Source organism: Frateuria sp. GZRe12 (assembly GCF_051900535.1).
Taxonomy (GTDB): domain Bacteria; phylum Pseudomonadota; class Gammaproteobacteria; order Xanthomonadales; family Rhodanobacteraceae; genus Frateuria_A.
Genome location: NZ_JBHZGI010000001.1, coordinates 1 through 16,168, shown reverse-complemented (window position 1 = coordinate 16,168; position 16,168 = coordinate 1). Strand labels below are relative to the sequence as shown.

Here is a 16,168-nt window from a genome sequence, read left to right as displayed (position 1 = left end):
CCATCATTCTGCCAAAGCCAGCTGAACGACATGGATTCGTCAATGAACACAGCCGCCTTCCTGCGCCATCCGCCGCCTGACAATCTTCCCCTGCCCTACGTGCTGGTGGCCGACGACGACGCGGCCAGCCGCCGCTTTCTCGGCGACGGCCTGCGCGCGCTGGGCGCACAGGTTCACGAGTGCGTCGACGGTCAGATGGCGCTGGCGCGTGCCGCCATCGAGACCTTCGACCTGCTGCTGCTGGACTGCCGCATGCCCGGGGCCGGTGCCCGCGACGTGTTGCTCGCCTTGCGCGCCGATGCCCAGGCCCGTTCCGCCGACGCGCCCGCCGTGGCAACCAGCGCCGAGGTCTCGACCGAGGACCGCCAGCAGCTGCTGGCCGCCGGCTTCAGCGACGTGCTGCTCAAGCCCTGCGAGCTGGACGCGCTGCGTGCGCTTGTCACGCTCGCCCGCAACAGCGGCCGGAACGCGCCGCTGCTGGACGATGCGGCCGGGCTGGCCAGCAGCGGTGACGCGCGCACCATGCAGGCCCTGCGAGGCCTGCTGCGCGAGGAACTGGTGACGTTACTCAAGGAACTGGCGCACCTGTGCGGCGAGCCGACCCGACTGGTCGAGCGGCTGCACCGGTTGCGTTCGGCCTGCGGCTTTTGCGGCGCGCCGGCACTGGCGCTGCAGGCGAAGCATCTGCAGCGCCAGGTGGAGACCGACGCTTGCGTGGGCGACGGCGCGCGGGAAAGGTTCCGGCAGGCGCTCGTCGCTACGTTGGCGGTGCTCGATCGCTGAATGCCACTGAAGGCAACGTATTCAGCCGGGCAGACTTCCCCATGTAGTGCAACATCGGGTGCTCGGCTCAGTCTGGCTGCCGGCGTGACATGGCGGTCGCGAGCACGCGCCAGGCGTGCAGCTCGCCACCGCCCAGATGGAAGCGGATGACCTCGCGCATGAGCCGGCGCAACGCCGCCAGGCCAGCGGCATCGGGGCATTGGTCCGCGGCGAGCGCCAGCAGGTCGGCACCGCGGATCGCCCGCGGTGCGTCCACCGGACAGGCCACCGGGCCATGTTCGACCTGATAGCGGTACGAGCCTTCAGGCGCGAGCGGCTCGCCGCTGTCGGCCTCGGTCTCCAGTTGCAAGGCATAACCGATCGCCATGAGCAGGTCGCGCTCGAAGCGGCGAAGTTGCCAGGCCAGCGTCCCCGGCCCGGCAAGGCGCGGCAGGGTACGCGCGTACGCCTCGAAAAGATCGGGCATCGGATCCTGGCGGCCGGTCAGGCGTACCACCAGCTCATTGAGATACAACCCCGCCAGGCCAGCGTCACCGGTCAGGCGACCGGGAGCACCGGCTGGCTCGGCACCGCGCAGGGTGGCCAGTTCACCACGTAACAGCAGATCCAGCGCCAGCGGCTGGAAAGGTTCGAGTTGCGCGCGTTGCAAACGCGCCCGCTCACGCCGCACGCCGCGCGCGACCACGCCCAATCGGCCGTGGTCGCGGGTGAGGCATTCAAGCAGCAGCGAAGTTTCGCGGTAGGGCCGCGCGTGCAGGACGTAGGCGGGCTGCTGGTCCAGGAGCATGCATCAGGGGCCGGGGCGGCAACAGGATTCGGAAGCCACAGATCGTACCCCGGCGATCGGCTGTCAGTCGGTGTATCCAAGCTTCTTCAGCATCGCCTCGTCATCCACCCAGCCCTCGCGCACCTTCACCCAGAGCTTGAGGAAGACCTTGCGCTCGAACAACCGCTCCATGTGTCGACGCGCGGCGCTGCCGATGGCCTTGAGCTGGGCACCGCCCTGCCCGATCACGATCGCCTTCTGGCCATCGCGCTCCACCCAGACGATGGCATGGATTTCGGCCACGCCGTCCTCGCGATCCGTGAACTGCTCGATCTCCACCGTGGTGGCATACGGCAGCTCCTGGTCGAGTCGAAGCATCAGTTGCTCGCGCACCATCTCGGCGGCCAGGAAGCGTTCGCTGCGGTCGGTGATCTCATCCTCGCCAAATACGGGCGGGCGCACCGGCAGGCGTTTGAGGATCGCACTCTCCAGTTCCTTGAGGCCCTTCTGCTTGAGGGCACTGACGTAGTGGATGTCCTCGAACTGGTGCCTGGCGGTCAGCTCGGCGACGAAGGGCAGCAGCGCGCCCTTGTCCTTGGCCAGGTCGACCTTGTTGATGGCCAGCAGGCGCGGCACGTTCTGCTCGACCAGCGCGGCGTACAGCGCCTCGTCCTCGTCGGTCCAGCGCCCCGCTTCGATGAGCTGCACGGCCAGGTCGACCTCGGCCATCGCCGTGCGCGCGGCACGATTGAGGCTGCGGTTCATGGCGCGCTTGGCGCCGCGATGCAGGCCGGGCGTGTCCACGTACATCACCTGCCCCGCCTCGCTGGTGGCGATGCCCAGGATGCGGTGGCGGGTGGTCTGGGGGCGCGGGCTGACGATGGACAGGCGAAAGCCGATCAGGGCGTTGAGCAGGGTCGACTTGCCCACGTTGGGGCGGCCTACCAGCGCTACCGCGCCGCAGCGATAGTTCTCGTGCGGCAGATCGCCGGCGGATTCGGTTTCGACGTTCATGGCAGAAGGTTTTCCGGCGGGCAGAGGGCAAAGCATGGCGCCGCCGCGCCAATGGCGCCAGCGGCGGGGGATGAAGGGTTCAGGCGGGTGGCAGCGGCTCGGTCAGCTGGCCGAGCACGATCTCGGCCGCGTCCTGCTCGGCGGCGCGACGGCTGGGGCCGCTTGCGGCGGCGCTCAGCGGCACCGGCTCGACGATGCTGCAGTTGACTTCGAATACCTTGGCGTGGTCTTCGCCGTGGCTGCCGGCCAGTTCGTAGATCGGCAGCGGCAGGCCTCGCGCCTGCAACCATTCCTGCAGGCGGGTCTTGGCGTCCTTGGACGATTTGGGCAAATCGGCCACGCGCTGGGCAAACAGCCCTCGCACGACATCCCGGCAGGCATCGAAACCTCCGTCGAGATAGACCGCCGCGACCAGCGCCTCGAACGCATCGGCGAGGATCGAATCGCGACGGAACCCGCCACTTTTCAATTCACCCGAACCCAGCTTGAGCCCCTCGCCCAGTTCCAGCTCGCGCGCGACCAATGCAAGGGCCTGGCCGTTGACCAACTGCGCGCGCAACCGCGAAAGCTCGCCCTCGCTGGCGCGAGGGTGGGCATCGAAGAGCATTTCCCCGACCATCGCGCCGAGCAGCGCATCGCCCAGGAACTCCATCCGTTCGTTGTTCGGCCGGCCAGCGCTACGATGGGTCAGTGCCAGCTCGGCCAGCGCGGGGTCCCGGAAACGGTAATCCAAGTTCACTGGTATCAGAGCGTGGGTACGTTGCCCTGCAACGGCACGCTCTTTTCGAAGTGCAGCAGGAAATCGATGTTGTAGATGAAGGGAACCTGCTTGTCGTAGGCCACGTGCAGCTGCGTGCCGTTGGTGCGGTCGATGGTGATGTCCTGCGGCTGGATGGTGGCGTCATCCACGTACTGGAAACCCATCTTGAACATCAGGTCGCGGCGGATCTCGTCCAGCGACTTGCCCTCCGCGCCCTCGGTCGAAACCTGCGTCATCGCCTTGGCCACACCCATGTACTCGGTGTAGGCCGGCACCAGCTTCATCGCCATGTAGCCGAAGAAGGCTACGACGACCAGGACGACCAAAAACCCGATCAGGGTGATACCTGCTTGCTTGCTTTTCATAGTCCCCTCGCTATGCCGCTGCGGCGGCTACCTCGTCTGTATTCTGCGCGCCGCCCTGGCCGCGGGTCACGGGTGCCGCAGGTGGCGCCCGTCACGTCCTTCGTCAGTGGATGATCTTGCCAATACGGCCGAAATCGATCCAGCCGTCCTGGGTCCCCTTCCAGCTCAGCCAGATCAAAAAGGCCTTGCCTGCCAGGTTCTGCTCCGGCAGGCAGCCCCACCAGCGGCTGTCCGTACTGTTGTAGCGGTTGTCGCCCATCACGATATAGCAGCCGTGCGGCACCCTGGCCGGCACCTTGTCGTTGGGGATCGAAAGCGGGACCGAGTAGGCCGGCATGCGCGCGATCATGTGGTCGATGTTGCCCTGGCCTTCCGAGCGGGGCAGGTGCTCGGTCCACATTGCGGCGCCATAATCGCGCATCAACCGCGACTCGTCGCCGTTGGGGCGGCCCTGGAATGGCCCGATCAGGTCGGCCGGCACCGGTTTGCCGTTGATCACCAACTGGTCGCCGTGCGACTCGATGGTGTCGCCGGGCAGTCCGATCACGCGCTTGATCCAGTTCTGGTTCGGCACCGGCGCATGCGGGTCGGAGCAGCTGATGTCGCCGCTGCGCACCCACTTGCCCCCCTCGTCCTGGCACAGGTAGCCGGGGAACCGGAACACCACCACGTCGCCGCGCTTGGGCTCGCCCAGGTCCAGGAACTTGTTGTTGAAGGCCGGCATGCGCAGGCCGTAAGCGAACTTGTTGACCAGGATGAAATCGCCCACGTCCAGCGTGGGCATCATCGAGCCGGAAGGAATGCGAAACGGCTCTGCGACGAACGAGCGCAGCACCAGCACCACCAGCACCACCGGGAACAGCGAACGCGCCCAGTCCACCGGTACCGGGTCGTGGTACTCCTCGCCGGCCGCATCCAGGCGTGCCTTGCGCTTGTTGTACAGGAACAGCCGATCCAGACCCCACACCACGCCGAAAAGCACGGTGAGGGCGAGCAGGATGGCGGAGAAATCGAATTCCATGGTGACTCCCTTTGGACGCGGCATCGGCTCCGGATCCAGGGATCGAAGCGCAGGCCGCACCTCGAATCCGGATCCCGATCCCGATCCCGGCGCGACTATTTATCCACTTTCAGGACGGCAAGGAAGGCCTCTTGCGGGATTTCCACGCGGCCCACCTGCTTCATGCGCTTCTTGCCTTCCTTCTGCTTCTCCAGAAGCTTCTTCTTGCGGCTCACGTCACCGCCGTAGCATTTGGCGAGCACGTTCTTGCGCAGCGCCTTGACCGTGGAACGGGCGATGACCTGCGCGCCGATGGCGGCCTGGATCGCCACGTCGAACTGCTGGCGCGGGATCAGGTCCTTCATGCGTTCGACCAGGTCGCGACCGCGACGGTCGGCGTGGCTGCGATGCACGATCAGGCTGAGCGCGTCGACGCGATCGCCGTTGATCAGCACGTCCACGCGCACGAACGGACCGGCTTCGAAGCGCTCGTGGTGGTAATCCATCGAGGCGTAGCCGCGCGAGACGGACTTCAGCCGATCGAAGAAGTCGAGCACGACTTCGGCCAGCGGCATCTCGTAGCTGATCTGCACCTGCGTGGCCATGTACTGGATGGAGCGCTGCACGCCGCGCTTCTCCTCGCACAGGGTGATGATGTTGCCGATGTAATCGGGCGGCGTGAGGATGTTCGCTACGATGATGGGCTCGCGGATCTCCTGGATCTGCGGCACGGGCGGCAGTTTGGCCGGATTGTCCAGATCCATCACGCTGCCGTCGGTCTTGAGCACCTCGTACACCACGGTCGGCGCGGTGGTGATCAGGTCCAGGTCGTACTCGCGCTCCAGGCGCTCCTGCACGATTTCCATGTGCAGCATGCCGAGGAAACCGCAGCGGAAGCCGAAACCCATGGCCTCGGAGGACTCGGGCTCGAAGAACAGCGCCGCATCGTTCAGGCGCAGCTTGTCCAGCGCCTCGCGCATCGCCGGATAGTCGTCCGCCGACACCGGAAACAGGCCCGCGAACACGCGCGGCTGCATGGTCTGGAAGCCCGGCAGCGGCTTGTCCGCCGGCTTGGCGGCCAGGGTCAGCGTGTCGCCCACAGGCGCACCATGCACGTCCTTGATCGAAGCGTTGATCCAGCCCACTTCACCGGCGCCGAGCTTTTCCAGCTTCTTGCGCTTGGGCGTGAACACGCCGACGTCGTCGACCTCGTGCACGCGGCCGGTGGACATCACCAGCAGCTTGTCCCCTGGCTTGATCTCGCCCTGCATCACGCGCACCAGCGAGATCACGCCCAGGTAGTTGTCGAACCAGGAGTCGATGATCAGAGCCTGCAAGCGGTCGGTATCGCGCGGCTTGGGCGGCGGGATGCGCGCGACGATGGCTTCCAGCACCTCGGTGACGTTCTGGCCGGTCTTGGCGCTGATCGCCACGGCGTCGTCGGCGTGGATGCCGATCACGGCCTCGATCTCGCCCTTGACCTTTTCCGGGTCGGCGGTGGGCAGATCGATCTTGTTCAGCACCGGCACGACTTCCAGCCCCTGCTCCACCGCGGTGTAGCAGTTGGCGACCGATTGCGCCTCCACACCTTGGGCAGCGTCGACGACCAGCAGCGCACCCTCGCAGGCGGCAAGCGAACGCGACACTTCGTAGGAGAAGTCGACGTGGCCGGGCGTGTCGATGAAATTGAGCTGGTACGTCTTGCCGTCGCGCGCCGTGTACGGCAGCGATACGGACTGGGCCTTGATGGTGATGCCACGCTCGCGCTCGATCGGGTTGTTGTCGAGCACCTGGGCTTCCATCTCGCGTTCGCTCAGGCCGCCGCAGATCTGGATGATCCGGTCGGCAAGCGTCGACTTGCCATGGTCGATGTGGGCAATGATGGAGAAGTTGCGGATCAGTTCCATGGAATACGCTGGTCGGGCTTGGCGGCCTGCAAAGGCCGCGCATCGCCGGGATGGCGATACGAACCCGGTATTGTCGCATGGAATCGGACGTTAGCCCTGCCTCGGCAGGAGCCCACGTGTGGGCTCCTGCCGAGGCAGTCGGGCGCCTACTTGTCCGAAGGCACCGTCAGCGCAATGAAGCGGGTGTCGTCACCCCGCCGCACCAGCAACAGCACGGTGTCGCCCGGCTTGACGCCCTTGGTCGCCGCACGGAAGGCCGCCACGCTGCCGACGTTCTGCTGGCCCACGCGCAGCACCACGTCCCCCGGCTGCAGGCCGGCGCGCGCAGCCACCGGGCCGGTGATGTCGGCGATCAGCACGCCCTCGCCCCTTTTCAGGTCAAGTTGCTGGCGGGCGTCCTCGTCCAACTCGCGCACGCTCAGGCCCAACGCGTCGGAACCGGACTGCACCGACGAATGGTCGTTGCCGGTGGCACCGGCCTTGTCGTGCGGCGCCTCGCCAACCGTTACCTGGATGGTCTGCTTCTTGCCGTTGCGCAGGATCTCCACCGGCACCTTGGTGCCCGGTTTGGTCATGCCCACCGCGGGTGGCAGATCGCCGGCATCCATGATCGGCTGGCCGTTGTACCCGGTGATGATGTCGCCAACCTCGATGCCTGCCTTGGCGGCCGCGCTACCGTCCTGCACCACGCCGACGATGGCGCCGCGCGGATTGTCCATGTTGAGCGCCTTGGCGATCTGGCTGTCCACGCCGCGCACCTGCACGCCAAGCTGGCCGCGGGTGACGTAGCCGTGGTCCTTGATCTGCTGCACGGCGTTCATCGCCACGTCGATCGGGATCGAGAACGACACGCCCAGGTAGCCGCCGGTGTTGGAATAGATCTGCGAATTGATGCCGACCACCTGTCCCTGCAGGTTGAACAGCGGTCCGCCGGAGTTGCCGCGGTTGATCGGCACGTCGGTCTGGATGAAGGAGGTGTAGGGCTGGTCGCCGCTGCCCAGGTTGCGGCCCACGGCGCTGACGATGCCCTGCGTGACGGTGTAGTCCAGGCCGAACGGCGAGCCGATCGCGAGCACCCATTGGCCCGGCTCGAGCGAGCGCGATTCGCCGATCGACACGGCGGGCAGCCCGCCCTGGTCCACCTTGAGCAGTGCGATGTCATAACTCGGATCGGTGCCGACCACCTTGGCGGTGAGCGTTCGCCGGTCCTGCAGCCGCACGGTCACCGCGTCGGCGCCATCGACCACGTGGTTGTTGGTCAGGATGTAGCCGTCACTGGAAATGATGAACCCCGAGCCCAGCGAGGTGTGTTCCTGCTCTTCCGGTGAAGGCATCATCGGCATGCCGAAGAAGCGACGGAACAGCTCCATCTGCGGATCGTCCGGCATGCCCGCCTGCGTGCGCGACTCGCGGCGCTGACCGTTGTACTTGGCCTCCACGTGCACCACCGCTGGCGCATTCTTCTTAACGATCTGGGTGAAGTCCGGCAAGCTGGCCATCGCTGGCACTGAAGCGCTCCTGGCCGCCGGCGCGTTCGCCTGTGCTGTCGGTGGTTCGGCCTGCGCGCAGCCGGCCGTCACAAGGCCCATCAGCACGCAACAGGCCAGGGTGCGCAAGGGAATTCGATACATGGACTCTCCTCCTTCAGGCAAAAAACCAAGGACGCGACCGCGCACGGCCCGCAGGACGGGCCGGCCGATGGCTAGAGGGAAGACGTCCGCGGTAAGGACACGCGGACGCTGATCACTGGGCGCCGGCAGCCGCCTGGCGCGGATAACGGGTATTGGCCGCCCGCTGCGGGTCGATCAGCAGGAAGTAACCGGGTTCCTCGCTGGGAGTGCGCACCGGCTGCACGCGATAGGGCGACAGGCTGCGCGCATAGGGCATCAACGCTTCGCCGTAACTCTCCCCGAGGGTCGCGGCAGCCTGCTGGCTGTAGCGCGACGCGGTATCTCCGCTCAGCCACGGCGGCACGGCGGCCGGAGCGGCCGGCTCGGTCGGAAGGGTGACTTCGGCGGCAGGCGCGCTCTGCGCCAGCCCTGTCGATGCGCGATCGTCGTCCGTCACCGGGCGGGCGATCATCAACGCCGCCACGGCAACGCTGGCCGCAATCGCGCCGCCGGCCGACCACCGCAACCAGTGCGGCGCGCGGCGCCCACCCCTGGTCTCGGACTCCTGCGCGATTGCCTGTGCCACGCGTGCCGCGAACCCAGCCGATGCCACGGCCGGCAATTGCCGGCGCAGGCCGTCACGCGCCAGGTGGTAGCGCGCCCAGGCTTCTCCCAGTTCGGCATCGTGCTCGAACCGGCGAAGCAGGAAACGCAGCTCCTCGCGGGCGAGTTCGCCGTCGATGCCGGCCGAAAGATGTTCACGTTGGTCTTGGGTCATGTCGGTTGATCCTCGCGGTCCGAGAGCAGTGGCCGCAGTTGCTGATCGATCGCTTCGCGCGCACGGAAGATTCGCGAACGCACGGTGCCGATGGGACAGCCCATCGCCTCGGCGATTTCCTCGTAGCTGAGGCCATCCACCTCGCGCAGCGTGATGGCGGTCCGCAGTTCCTCTGGCAGCGCTTGGACAGTGGCGAAGACGGTTTGTTCAATTTCCTGGCGAAGCAATTCACGCTCGGGCGTGGCGCCCTCCTGCATCCGCTCGGCGCCGGTCAGGAAAACCGCGTCCTCGGCCGCGATGTCGTCCATCGGCGGGCGCCGCCCCATCGCCACCAGGTGGTTCTTGGCCGTGTTGACCGCGATCTTGTACATCCAGGTATAGAACTGGCTGTCGCCGCGGAACGAGCCGATCGCCCGCCAGGCGCGCACGAAGGCCTCCTGCGCCACGTCCTCGCACTCGGCGTAATTGTTGACGTAGCGGGAGATCAGCCCGATCACCTTGTGCTGGTACTTGCGCACCAGCAGGTCGAAAGCGCGCCGGTCGCCGTTTTGAACACGCTCGACCAGGGCGCTATCCAGTTCGTTTTCGCCCATCCGGGCCGTCTCCTTCGATAACCGCTTCAGTGGCGCCAGCCGGATGGTAACGCGCCGCCCTCAGACAAGCGGGGCACGCGCAAGTTCACACGGGCATCACCACGGCAGGCCGGTCCAAAAAAAACCGTCGACAAGCGACGGCACATGTTCCAGATGCGGCTTGGATCGCGCGGATCAAGGTGGGTTGCAGGGACCTCCAGCCCGCCCTTGCCCGGTGCCGCGGAGAGCGGTGGGCTCAGGCCCGTCCTACGCCCGGCGATCAGGCGACATTGGCCTGCGGCTCGACCAGCAGGCGCTGTCGTTCGGCCAGCAGGCGGTCGAAGCTGGCATGCGGCAGCGGACGGCAGAACAGGTAGCCCTGCAGCTCGTCGCAGTGGTTGGCGCGCAGGAATTTCAGGTGCTGCTCGATCTCCACGCCCTCGGCCACCACGCCACGCTTCAGGCGGTGCGCCATCTCGATGGTGGCGCGTACGATGGCCTCATCGTCCGGGTCGATGCCGATGTTGCGCACGAAGCTCTGGTCGATCTTGATGCGGTCGGCCGGCAGCTTGCGCAGGTAGTCCAGCGAAGCGGCGCCGGTCCCGAAGTCGTCGATGGCGATGCGGCAGCCGAGCCGGTGCAAACCGTGCAGGTTTTCCACCAGGTTGGGCACCGCCTTGATGCTGATGCTCTCGGTGACTTCCAGCTCCAGCAAGCGCGGATCCAGCCCGGTCTCGGCCAGCGCGGCGGTCACGGTGTCCAGAAGGTCAGGTTCCATCAGCTGCACGGCCGAGAGGTTGACGCCCAGGCGCAGGCGCAGGCCGTACTTCTCCTCCCACTCGTGCGCCTGGCGGCAGGCGGTGCGCAGCACCCAGGCGCCGAGCGAGACGATCAGACCAGTCTCCTCCGCCAGCGGGATGAACACGCCGGGGCTGATCGGGCCCAGTTCCGGGTGTTCCCAGCGCACCAGCGCTTCCATGCCGACGATGTCCTCGCTCTCGGCATCCACCTGCGGCTGGTAGAACACGCGCAGTTCGCCGTTGCCTTCGGCGTGGCGCAGGCGGGTCTTGAGCAGCACATCGTGCTGCTGCGCCTGTTCCGGGCTGATCTCGTAGAACTGGAAGTTGTTTCGGCCCTGGCGCTTGGCCGCATACATCGCCTCGTCGGCGTGCTTGAGCAGAGTCTCGGCATCGAGCGCGTCGTCCGGGTAAAAGCTCACGCCGATCGAGGCGGTGACTTTCAGCGGAGCTTCCTCGCCGGCGATCTTCAGCGGCGCTTCCATCACCTGCACGATTTTCTCCGCCACGCGCAGGACGTCGTCGTTCTTGATGATGTGACGCAGCACGACCACGAACTCGTCGCCGGCGTAGCGGGCCACCGTGTCGGAGGCGCGCACGCTGGAGCAAAGGCGATGGGTGACCGTTTTCAGCACATGGTCCCCGGCGGCGTGGCCCAGCGTGTCGTTGATGTCCTTGAAGCGGTCCAGGTCGACGAACAGCACGGCGAAGGTTTCACGGGTGCGGTGCGCCTCGCGGATGATGGTGTCCAGGCGGTCGTTGAACAGCAGGCGATTGGGCAGGCCGGTGAGCGAATCGATCAAGCCTTCGGCGCGGCCCTGTTCACGGGTCAGGCGCAGCTCCTGCGCATGCGCGAAGCGCGCCGCCGCGCAACGCAGCACCGGCTCGACCAGGCCCATGTCGCCGAACGGCGTGCGGCTGCCGACCAGCAGGGCACCCAGGACCGAGCGCCGCTCGTCGAACAGCGGCAGGCCCGCGAAACCGGAGACGCCCAGCATTTCGATCAGCGGGTCGTTTGCACCGAGCTTGCGCGCGTCGACCGGATGCAGGATCGCCTTGCCGTCCAGCACCTGGCGCAGCACACCCTGCTGGGCGGGCGCGGGCCAGGGCTGGTCCTCGCCGCGCCACAGCTGGATCAACAGGCCAGGTCCGGAAGCACCCTCCGCGGGTCGGGACGACCACAGGGCCAGATAGTCCAGGCCCAGCTCGTCCACCAGCAGACGGGCAGCCACCTTCTGCGTATCGATGCCGCTGGCCGAGGCGAACATGCGCGAGAGCAGGCTGAGCGCCGCCTCGGCGCGGATGTCGGCCCGGTCGCTACGGAACAGCAGCGCGATCGCGTCCTGTCCGCCATGGCGGACCCGCCGCGCGCTGGCCTGGCCGGTGTCCGCACCGCGGCTGGAGCGCCGCTGGCAGGCGTACCAGCGCCGGTCGGCCTGCTGCAGCACGTGCTCGATCGCGATGCCCTCGAAAGCCAGCAGCTCCCGCAGGCCGCGGCCGACCAGTTGCTCGACCTCGAGGTGGCTGTGCCGGACAACGGCCGAACTGGTTTCCAGCACGCGCTCGGTCTGCGGATCGACGATCAACCATTCGCTCGCGTCCTCTTCGAATGCGAAGCGGTATTGGTCCGGCCCGGCCAGCATCGGCAGGGCCGCCTGCGGACGGGTCCGGCGCCAGCGGGCAACCAGTTCCAGCTCCACCTGCGAGGCGTACAGCCAGTCCGAGACGCCAGGCGGAAGCTGACCGGGCTTGACCGTGGCGCCCTCGCCCAGCACCGCGATCATGGGAGCGTCGACACAGGCGGGAATGCGCCGCAGTTGCTCGCAGGCCGTTTGCGCATCGATTTCGTCGCCGTCGAAGGCCACCACTACCAGCACCAGCGGGGGGCGACCGTCCAGCAGCAACTCGGCGTGCGGCACCCCACGGGCGGTATGAATGGTCGGGTGGCCGGCGCCGTCCAGGGCGTCGAACACGTTCCGGCGCAAATCGCGCTGGGCAGCGACCACCAGGATGCCGGCGCTCACGTGGTCCTCAGGCAACCAGCCAGCGGCCGTCGCGCAAGCGTGGGCGCAGCGGCGCATCGGGCTGGCCTTTCATGCGCATGGCCATGTCGCCCAGGTGGTCGATCAGCGCGGGCGAGGCGTCCAGCAATACGACCCGGCGCACGTGCCCGGTCGGCGGCTTGGCCAGCTGGCGCAGCAGGGTGCTGTCCATTGCCGACAACGGTGGCTCCAGGCCCATCAGAAGGTAGACGCCGAAGTGCATGCTCTGCTGCATGTAGCGCAGGGCCGCCCCCAGGCGCTGGCTGCCTGGCACGCGTGCATGGGCGTCGATCAGATTGCCCAGGCCCAGGTCCGGCTGCCACAGATACACCGTCTGCCCGCTCCGGCGCACGACCGCCCGGAACTGCTCGATCAGCGCCTGGCTGTCGCAGCCCTCGAGCAGGATCAGCCCGGCCGGCGCGGCCAGGATGCGCTCGAAGATCTCGATGCCGGGAGGGGGCGGGGCGGAGGCCAGCAAGGGGTTCATCGAGCGTAAGTTACGGACTTGCGGGCGAAGCGCAATAGCGCCAGGTCACCGTTCCGGAAGATCGGCCCCGATCGCGACCCGCCCCTCAACTCGCATTCATCCGCACGCAGCGGTATGGTTCAACGCTCCCCGGCCACCCTCCCAACGCCATGTTCGAAGGATTGCGCTTCAATCACTGGAAGACGAGTGTGGACGAGGGCGGCATCGTCACCCTGACGCTCGATCGCGCCGACAGCAGCGTCAACGCCATTTCGCGCGAGGTGCTGGACGAACTGGCGCAGATCGTCGAGCGCCTGGCGATCGAGAAGCCCGCCGGCGTGATCCTCCATTCGGCCAAGGCCTCGGGCTTCGCCGTGGGTGCGGACATCAAGGAATTCGTACGCTACGCCGCGCAGGACACGGTGCTGGAGAACATCCGGCACGGCCAGCAGGTGTTCGAATCGCTCGCCCGCCTGCCCTGCCCGACCGTGGCAGCGGTGCACGGCGCCTGCATGGGCGGCGGGGCGGAGCTGATCCTGGCCTGCCGTCAACGCATCGCCGCCGACGACGAGCAGACGAAAATCGGTTTGCCGGAGGTGATGCTGGGCATCCATCCCGGCTGGGGCGGCACCGCGCGCCTGCCGCGCCTGATCGGCGCCACCGAGGCACTGCCGATCATGCTCACTGGCAGGCCGCTCTCGGCCCGGCGAGCGCTGGCGCTGGGCGTGGTCGACCGGGTGGCGCCGCCAGCCGAACTGCTGGCCGAGGCCCGCGCCCTGCTGCGCCGCCCGCATGCGCGGCCGTTCGCCCAGCGTGCCAAGGCTTGGGCGACCAACTGGTGGCCGGTACGCCAGATCCTGGCGCCGATGGTGGTCAAGCAGACCGCGGCCAAGGTGCGCAAGGAGCACTACCCGGCGCCGTTCGCGCTGATCGACGTCTGGCAGAACGGCGGCTCTGGCATCCAGCAGCGATTGAAGCTCGAAGCCCGCTCGGTGGCGAAACTGGCGCAGACGCCCACGGCGCACAATCTGATCCGCGTGTTCCTGCTGCAGGAGCGCCTCAAGGGCGCCGGCGGCGGCGTCGACCCGGGCATCCGACGCGTGCACGTGGTCGGTGCCGGCGTAATGGGCGGTGACATTGCCGCCTGGGCGGCCTACAAGGGCTTCGACGTGACCTTGCAGGACCGCGAGATGAAGTTCGTCCAGCCCGCGCTGGATCGCGCCCGCAACTTCTACGAGAAGAAACTCAAGACGCCGGAGAAGGTGGAAGCCGCGATGGGCCGCCTGCGGGCGGATGTCGAAGGCGCCGGCGTGGCTACGGCCGATCTCGCGATCGAGGCGATCTACGAAAACCCCGAGGCCAAGCGCGAGCTCTACGCGAAGATCGAGCCTCAGTTCAGGGCGCAGGAAATACTCGCCACCAACACCTCCAGCATTCCGCTGGACGAACTGCGTCCGGGACTGGCCGCCCCGCAACGGTTCCTGGGCCTGCACTTCTTCAATCCGGTGGCTCAGATGCCGCTGATCGAGGTCGTGCGCCATGACCAGCTGAACCCGACCGTCGAAAAGCGCGCACTGGCGTTCTGCAAGGCGCTGGGCAAGGTGCCCGTGGCCGTCAAGGGCACGCCTGGGTTCCTGGTCAACCGCATCCTGATGCCCTACCTACTCGAAGCCCTGCGCCTGTACAGCGAAGGCGTCCCTTGTCCGGTGCTCGACCGCGAGGCGAAGAAATTCGGCATGCCGATGGGGCCGATCGAGCTGGCCGACACGGTCGGCCTTGACGTGTGCGCCTCGGTCGGCAAGGAACTGGCACCGTTCCTGGGGCTGGAGCTGCCGCCCGGCATCGAGGACAAGCTCGAAGCCGGCAAGCGTGGCAAGAAGGATGGCCAGGGCCTGTACGTGTGGCAGGACGGCAAGCCGGTCAAACCGGAAGTCGATCCGGACTACACGCCGCCGCCTGACCTCCAGGACCGCATGATCCTGCCGATGGTCAACGAGGCGGTCGCCTGCCTCGCCGATGGCGTGGTGGACGATGCCGAGCTTCTGGACGCAGGCGTGATCTTCGGCACGGGCTTCGCCCCTTTCCGCGGCGGCCCGATCCAGTACATCCGAAGCGAGGGTGCCGCCAACGTCCGCGGCCGCCTGGAACAACTGGCGCATCGGCATGGCGAACGGTTCCTGCCCAAGCAGGGTTGGGACTCGCCGGCGCTCAGCCAGCCGATGACGCCGTAGCCCTCATTGGGTGGGCTTCGGCCCTCCTTCGAGCGCTCCCGACCGACGTGGTGGGCTTCAGGCTGCCCCACGTCACCACATCAGGTCGTCGGGCACGCCGTCATCGTCGGTCACCGCCTGCGGATCGACCAATAGAGCAAGCAGGTGCGGATCGATCCCGCGCACCTGCTCGGCGATCCCCTGACTGACCAGCAGATAGCGGCCGTTCTGCTGCACGACGCCAAGCCGCCCGTCGTTGATCGCCGATAGCTGGTCCGCATCCACGTGCACGCGCCGGATCTTGCCGCCGTATTCGAAGTGACGCACCTGGTCGGCCTCGGCCTTGTTCAGCGCCTGGCCTTCCAGCAGTTTCTGGATCTTCGCCTTGCGCTCGCGCTTGATGCGCGCCTGCTCGGCGGCCTCCTGTTCGGCGCGCTTGCGCTCGGCAGCCTCCGCTTGCGCGCGGATGGCGTAAGCCTTGGCCAGGTCCACCTCGCCGTTGTCGCGCCGCGGCTTCGGCACGTGCGCCTTGCCCTTGCCCTGCGGCGGACGTCCGCCCCGGGGTACCGGGGACGGCGACTTCGCGCGCTGTTCCTCGCGCACCTGCTTGACGATGCCGCTCTTGAGCAGCTGGTCACGAAGAGAGTCGGCCATGATCCGGCTCCAGTGTTGCGTTGGTCTTCCGGAAGCGCCACGCGCCTCCGGTGCTTGTCAGTAGTGGGGCGGCGGTGGCTCGCTATGCGGATCGCTGCCCTGCGACGTGCGCATCGAGGCGAGTTCCGCGCGCAGATCGTGCAGCACGCGCTCCAGCGCCACCAGCCGCATGGCCTGCTCGGCGTCTGCGGTGGCCAGCGCGGTCACCGTGTCATCGAGGAAGGTGAGACGCACCTCGAGTTCTTCCAGGCGGCGCTCGATGTCAGACATTCGCTGGCCTCAGCGAACGCCCTCGCCCGATGCCGTAATAAGCCAGTCCCGCCTCCTCCACCTGCGCCGGGTCGTACAGGTTGCGTCCGTCGAAGATCGCCGGGTCCTTCAACGCGCCGCGGATGCGCGCGAAGTCCGGCGCGCGGAACGCCTTCCACTCGGTCACGATCGCCA

General features: G+C 67.3%; 15 protein-coding genes and 1 pseudogene. 2 read left to right on the top strand and 14 right to left on the bottom strand.

Annotated features, from left to right (window positions below; genetic code table 11):
- Window positions 1-42 precede the first annotated feature (42 nt).
- Complete coding sequence (locus tag ACFWZ4_RS00080) at window positions 43-783, top strand: response regulator (protein WP_439702737.1); 741 nt, start codon at window positions 43-45, stop codon at window positions 781-783.
- A 67-nt stretch (window positions 784-850) separates the two neighbouring features.
- On the opposite strand, the gene recO is transcribed toward ACFWZ4_RS00080, so the two are convergent.
- From recO to ACFWZ4_RS00025, 11 genes are all read right to left on the bottom strand, one after another.
- On the bottom strand, window positions 851-1,570 hold the full coding sequence (gene recO / locus ACFWZ4_RS00075; protein ID WP_439702736.1) for a DNA repair protein RecO: 720 nt from the start codon (window positions 1,568-1,570) through the stop codon (window positions 851-853).
- A 63-nt stretch (window positions 1,571-1,633) separates the two neighbouring features.
- Window positions 1,634-2,563 (bottom strand): GTPase Era, encoded by a 930-nt coding sequence (gene era / locus ACFWZ4_RS00070; protein WP_439702735.1) that lies wholly within the window; start codon window positions 2,561-2,563, stop codon window positions 1,634-1,636.
- A gap of 79 nt (window positions 2,564-2,642) precedes the next feature.
- Window positions 2,643-3,302 carry a ribonuclease III gene (rnc, locus tag ACFWZ4_RS00065; RefSeq protein WP_439702734.1) on the bottom strand — a complete coding sequence of 220 codons (660 nt, stop codon included), beginning with the start codon at window positions 3,300-3,302 and terminating at the stop codon, window positions 2,643-2,645.
- A 5-nt stretch (window positions 3,303-3,307) separates the two neighbouring features.
- On the bottom strand, window positions 3,308-3,688 hold the full coding sequence (locus tag ACFWZ4_RS00060) for a DUF4845 domain-containing protein (RefSeq protein WP_439702733.1): 381 nt from the start codon (window positions 3,686-3,688) through the stop codon (window positions 3,308-3,310).
- Window positions 3,689-3,791: 103 nt separating this feature from the next.
- Entirely contained in the window at window positions 3,792-4,709 is a 918-nt protein-coding gene (gene lepB / locus ACFWZ4_RS00055) for a signal peptidase I (protein WP_439702732.1), read from the bottom strand.
- A gap of 95 nt (window positions 4,710-4,804) precedes the next feature.
- Window positions 4,805-6,595 carry a translation elongation factor 4 gene (gene lepA, locus ACFWZ4_RS00050; RefSeq protein WP_439702731.1) on the bottom strand — a complete coding sequence of 597 codons (1,791 nt, stop codon included), beginning with the start codon at window positions 6,593-6,595 and terminating at the stop codon, window positions 4,805-4,807.
- 146 nt (window positions 6,596-6,741) lie between these two features.
- Window positions 6,742-8,226, bottom strand: a complete 1,485-nt coding sequence (locus ACFWZ4_RS00045) for a DegQ family serine endoprotease (RefSeq protein WP_439702730.1) — start codon at window positions 8,224-8,226, stop codon at window positions 6,742-6,744.
- Window positions 8,227-8,338: 112 nt separating this feature from the next.
- Window positions 8,339-8,983, bottom strand: coding sequence for a sigma-E factor negative regulatory protein (locus ACFWZ4_RS00040; RefSeq protein ID WP_439702729.1), 645 nt, complete (start codon window positions 8,981-8,983; stop codon window positions 8,339-8,341).
- Window positions 8,980-9,576: an RNA polymerase sigma factor RpoE gene (gene rpoE / locus ACFWZ4_RS00035; protein ID WP_209621599.1), complete on the bottom strand. Its 597-nt coding sequence runs from the start codon at window positions 9,574-9,576 to the stop codon at window positions 8,980-8,982. Before rpoE ends, ACFWZ4_RS00040 begins: the two co-directional genes overlap by 4 nt.
- Before the next feature lie 259 nt (window positions 9,577-9,835).
- Window positions 9,836-12,376 carry a putative bifunctional diguanylate cyclase/phosphodiesterase gene (locus tag ACFWZ4_RS00030; protein WP_439702728.1) on the bottom strand — a complete coding sequence of 847 codons (2,541 nt, stop codon included), beginning with the start codon at window positions 12,374-12,376 and terminating at the stop codon, window positions 9,836-9,838.
- 7 nt (window positions 12,377-12,383) lie between these two features.
- Window positions 12,384-12,881 carry a hypothetical protein gene (locus tag ACFWZ4_RS00025; RefSeq protein WP_231320334.1) on the bottom strand — a complete coding sequence of 166 codons (498 nt, stop codon included), beginning with the start codon at window positions 12,879-12,881 and terminating at the stop codon, window positions 12,384-12,386.
- A 149-nt stretch (window positions 12,882-13,030) separates the two neighbouring features.
- On the opposite strand from ACFWZ4_RS00025, the gene ACFWZ4_RS00020 reads away from it, so the two are divergent.
- Window positions 13,031-15,091, top strand: coding sequence for a 3-hydroxyacyl-CoA dehydrogenase NAD-binding domain-containing protein (locus ACFWZ4_RS00020; protein WP_439702727.1), 2,061 nt, complete (start codon window positions 13,031-13,033; stop codon window positions 15,089-15,091).
- A gap of 72 nt (window positions 15,092-15,163) precedes the next feature.
- Here ACFWZ4_RS00020 and ACFWZ4_RS00015 read toward each other — a convergent pair whose 3' ends face one another.
- From ACFWZ4_RS00015 to ACFWZ4_RS00005, 3 genes and pseudogenes are all read right to left on the bottom strand, one after another.
- The gene (locus tag ACFWZ4_RS00015) at window positions 15,164-15,724 is read right to left on the bottom strand and encodes a DUF2058 domain-containing protein (protein WP_439702726.1); all 561 of its coding nucleotides are present in this window, start codon (window positions 15,722-15,724) and stop codon (window positions 15,164-15,166) included.
- 57 nt (window positions 15,725-15,781) lie between these two features.
- On the bottom strand, window positions 15,782-15,994 hold the full coding sequence (locus ACFWZ4_RS00010) for a SlyX family protein (protein ID WP_439702725.1): 213 nt from the start codon (window positions 15,992-15,994) through the stop codon (window positions 15,782-15,784).
- A pseudogene (locus tag ACFWZ4_RS00005) lies at window positions 15,987-16,168 on the bottom strand (UDP-glucose 6-dehydrogenase); the annotation flags it as partial. The pseudogene ACFWZ4_RS00005 and the gene ACFWZ4_RS00010, both read right to left, overlap by 8 nt.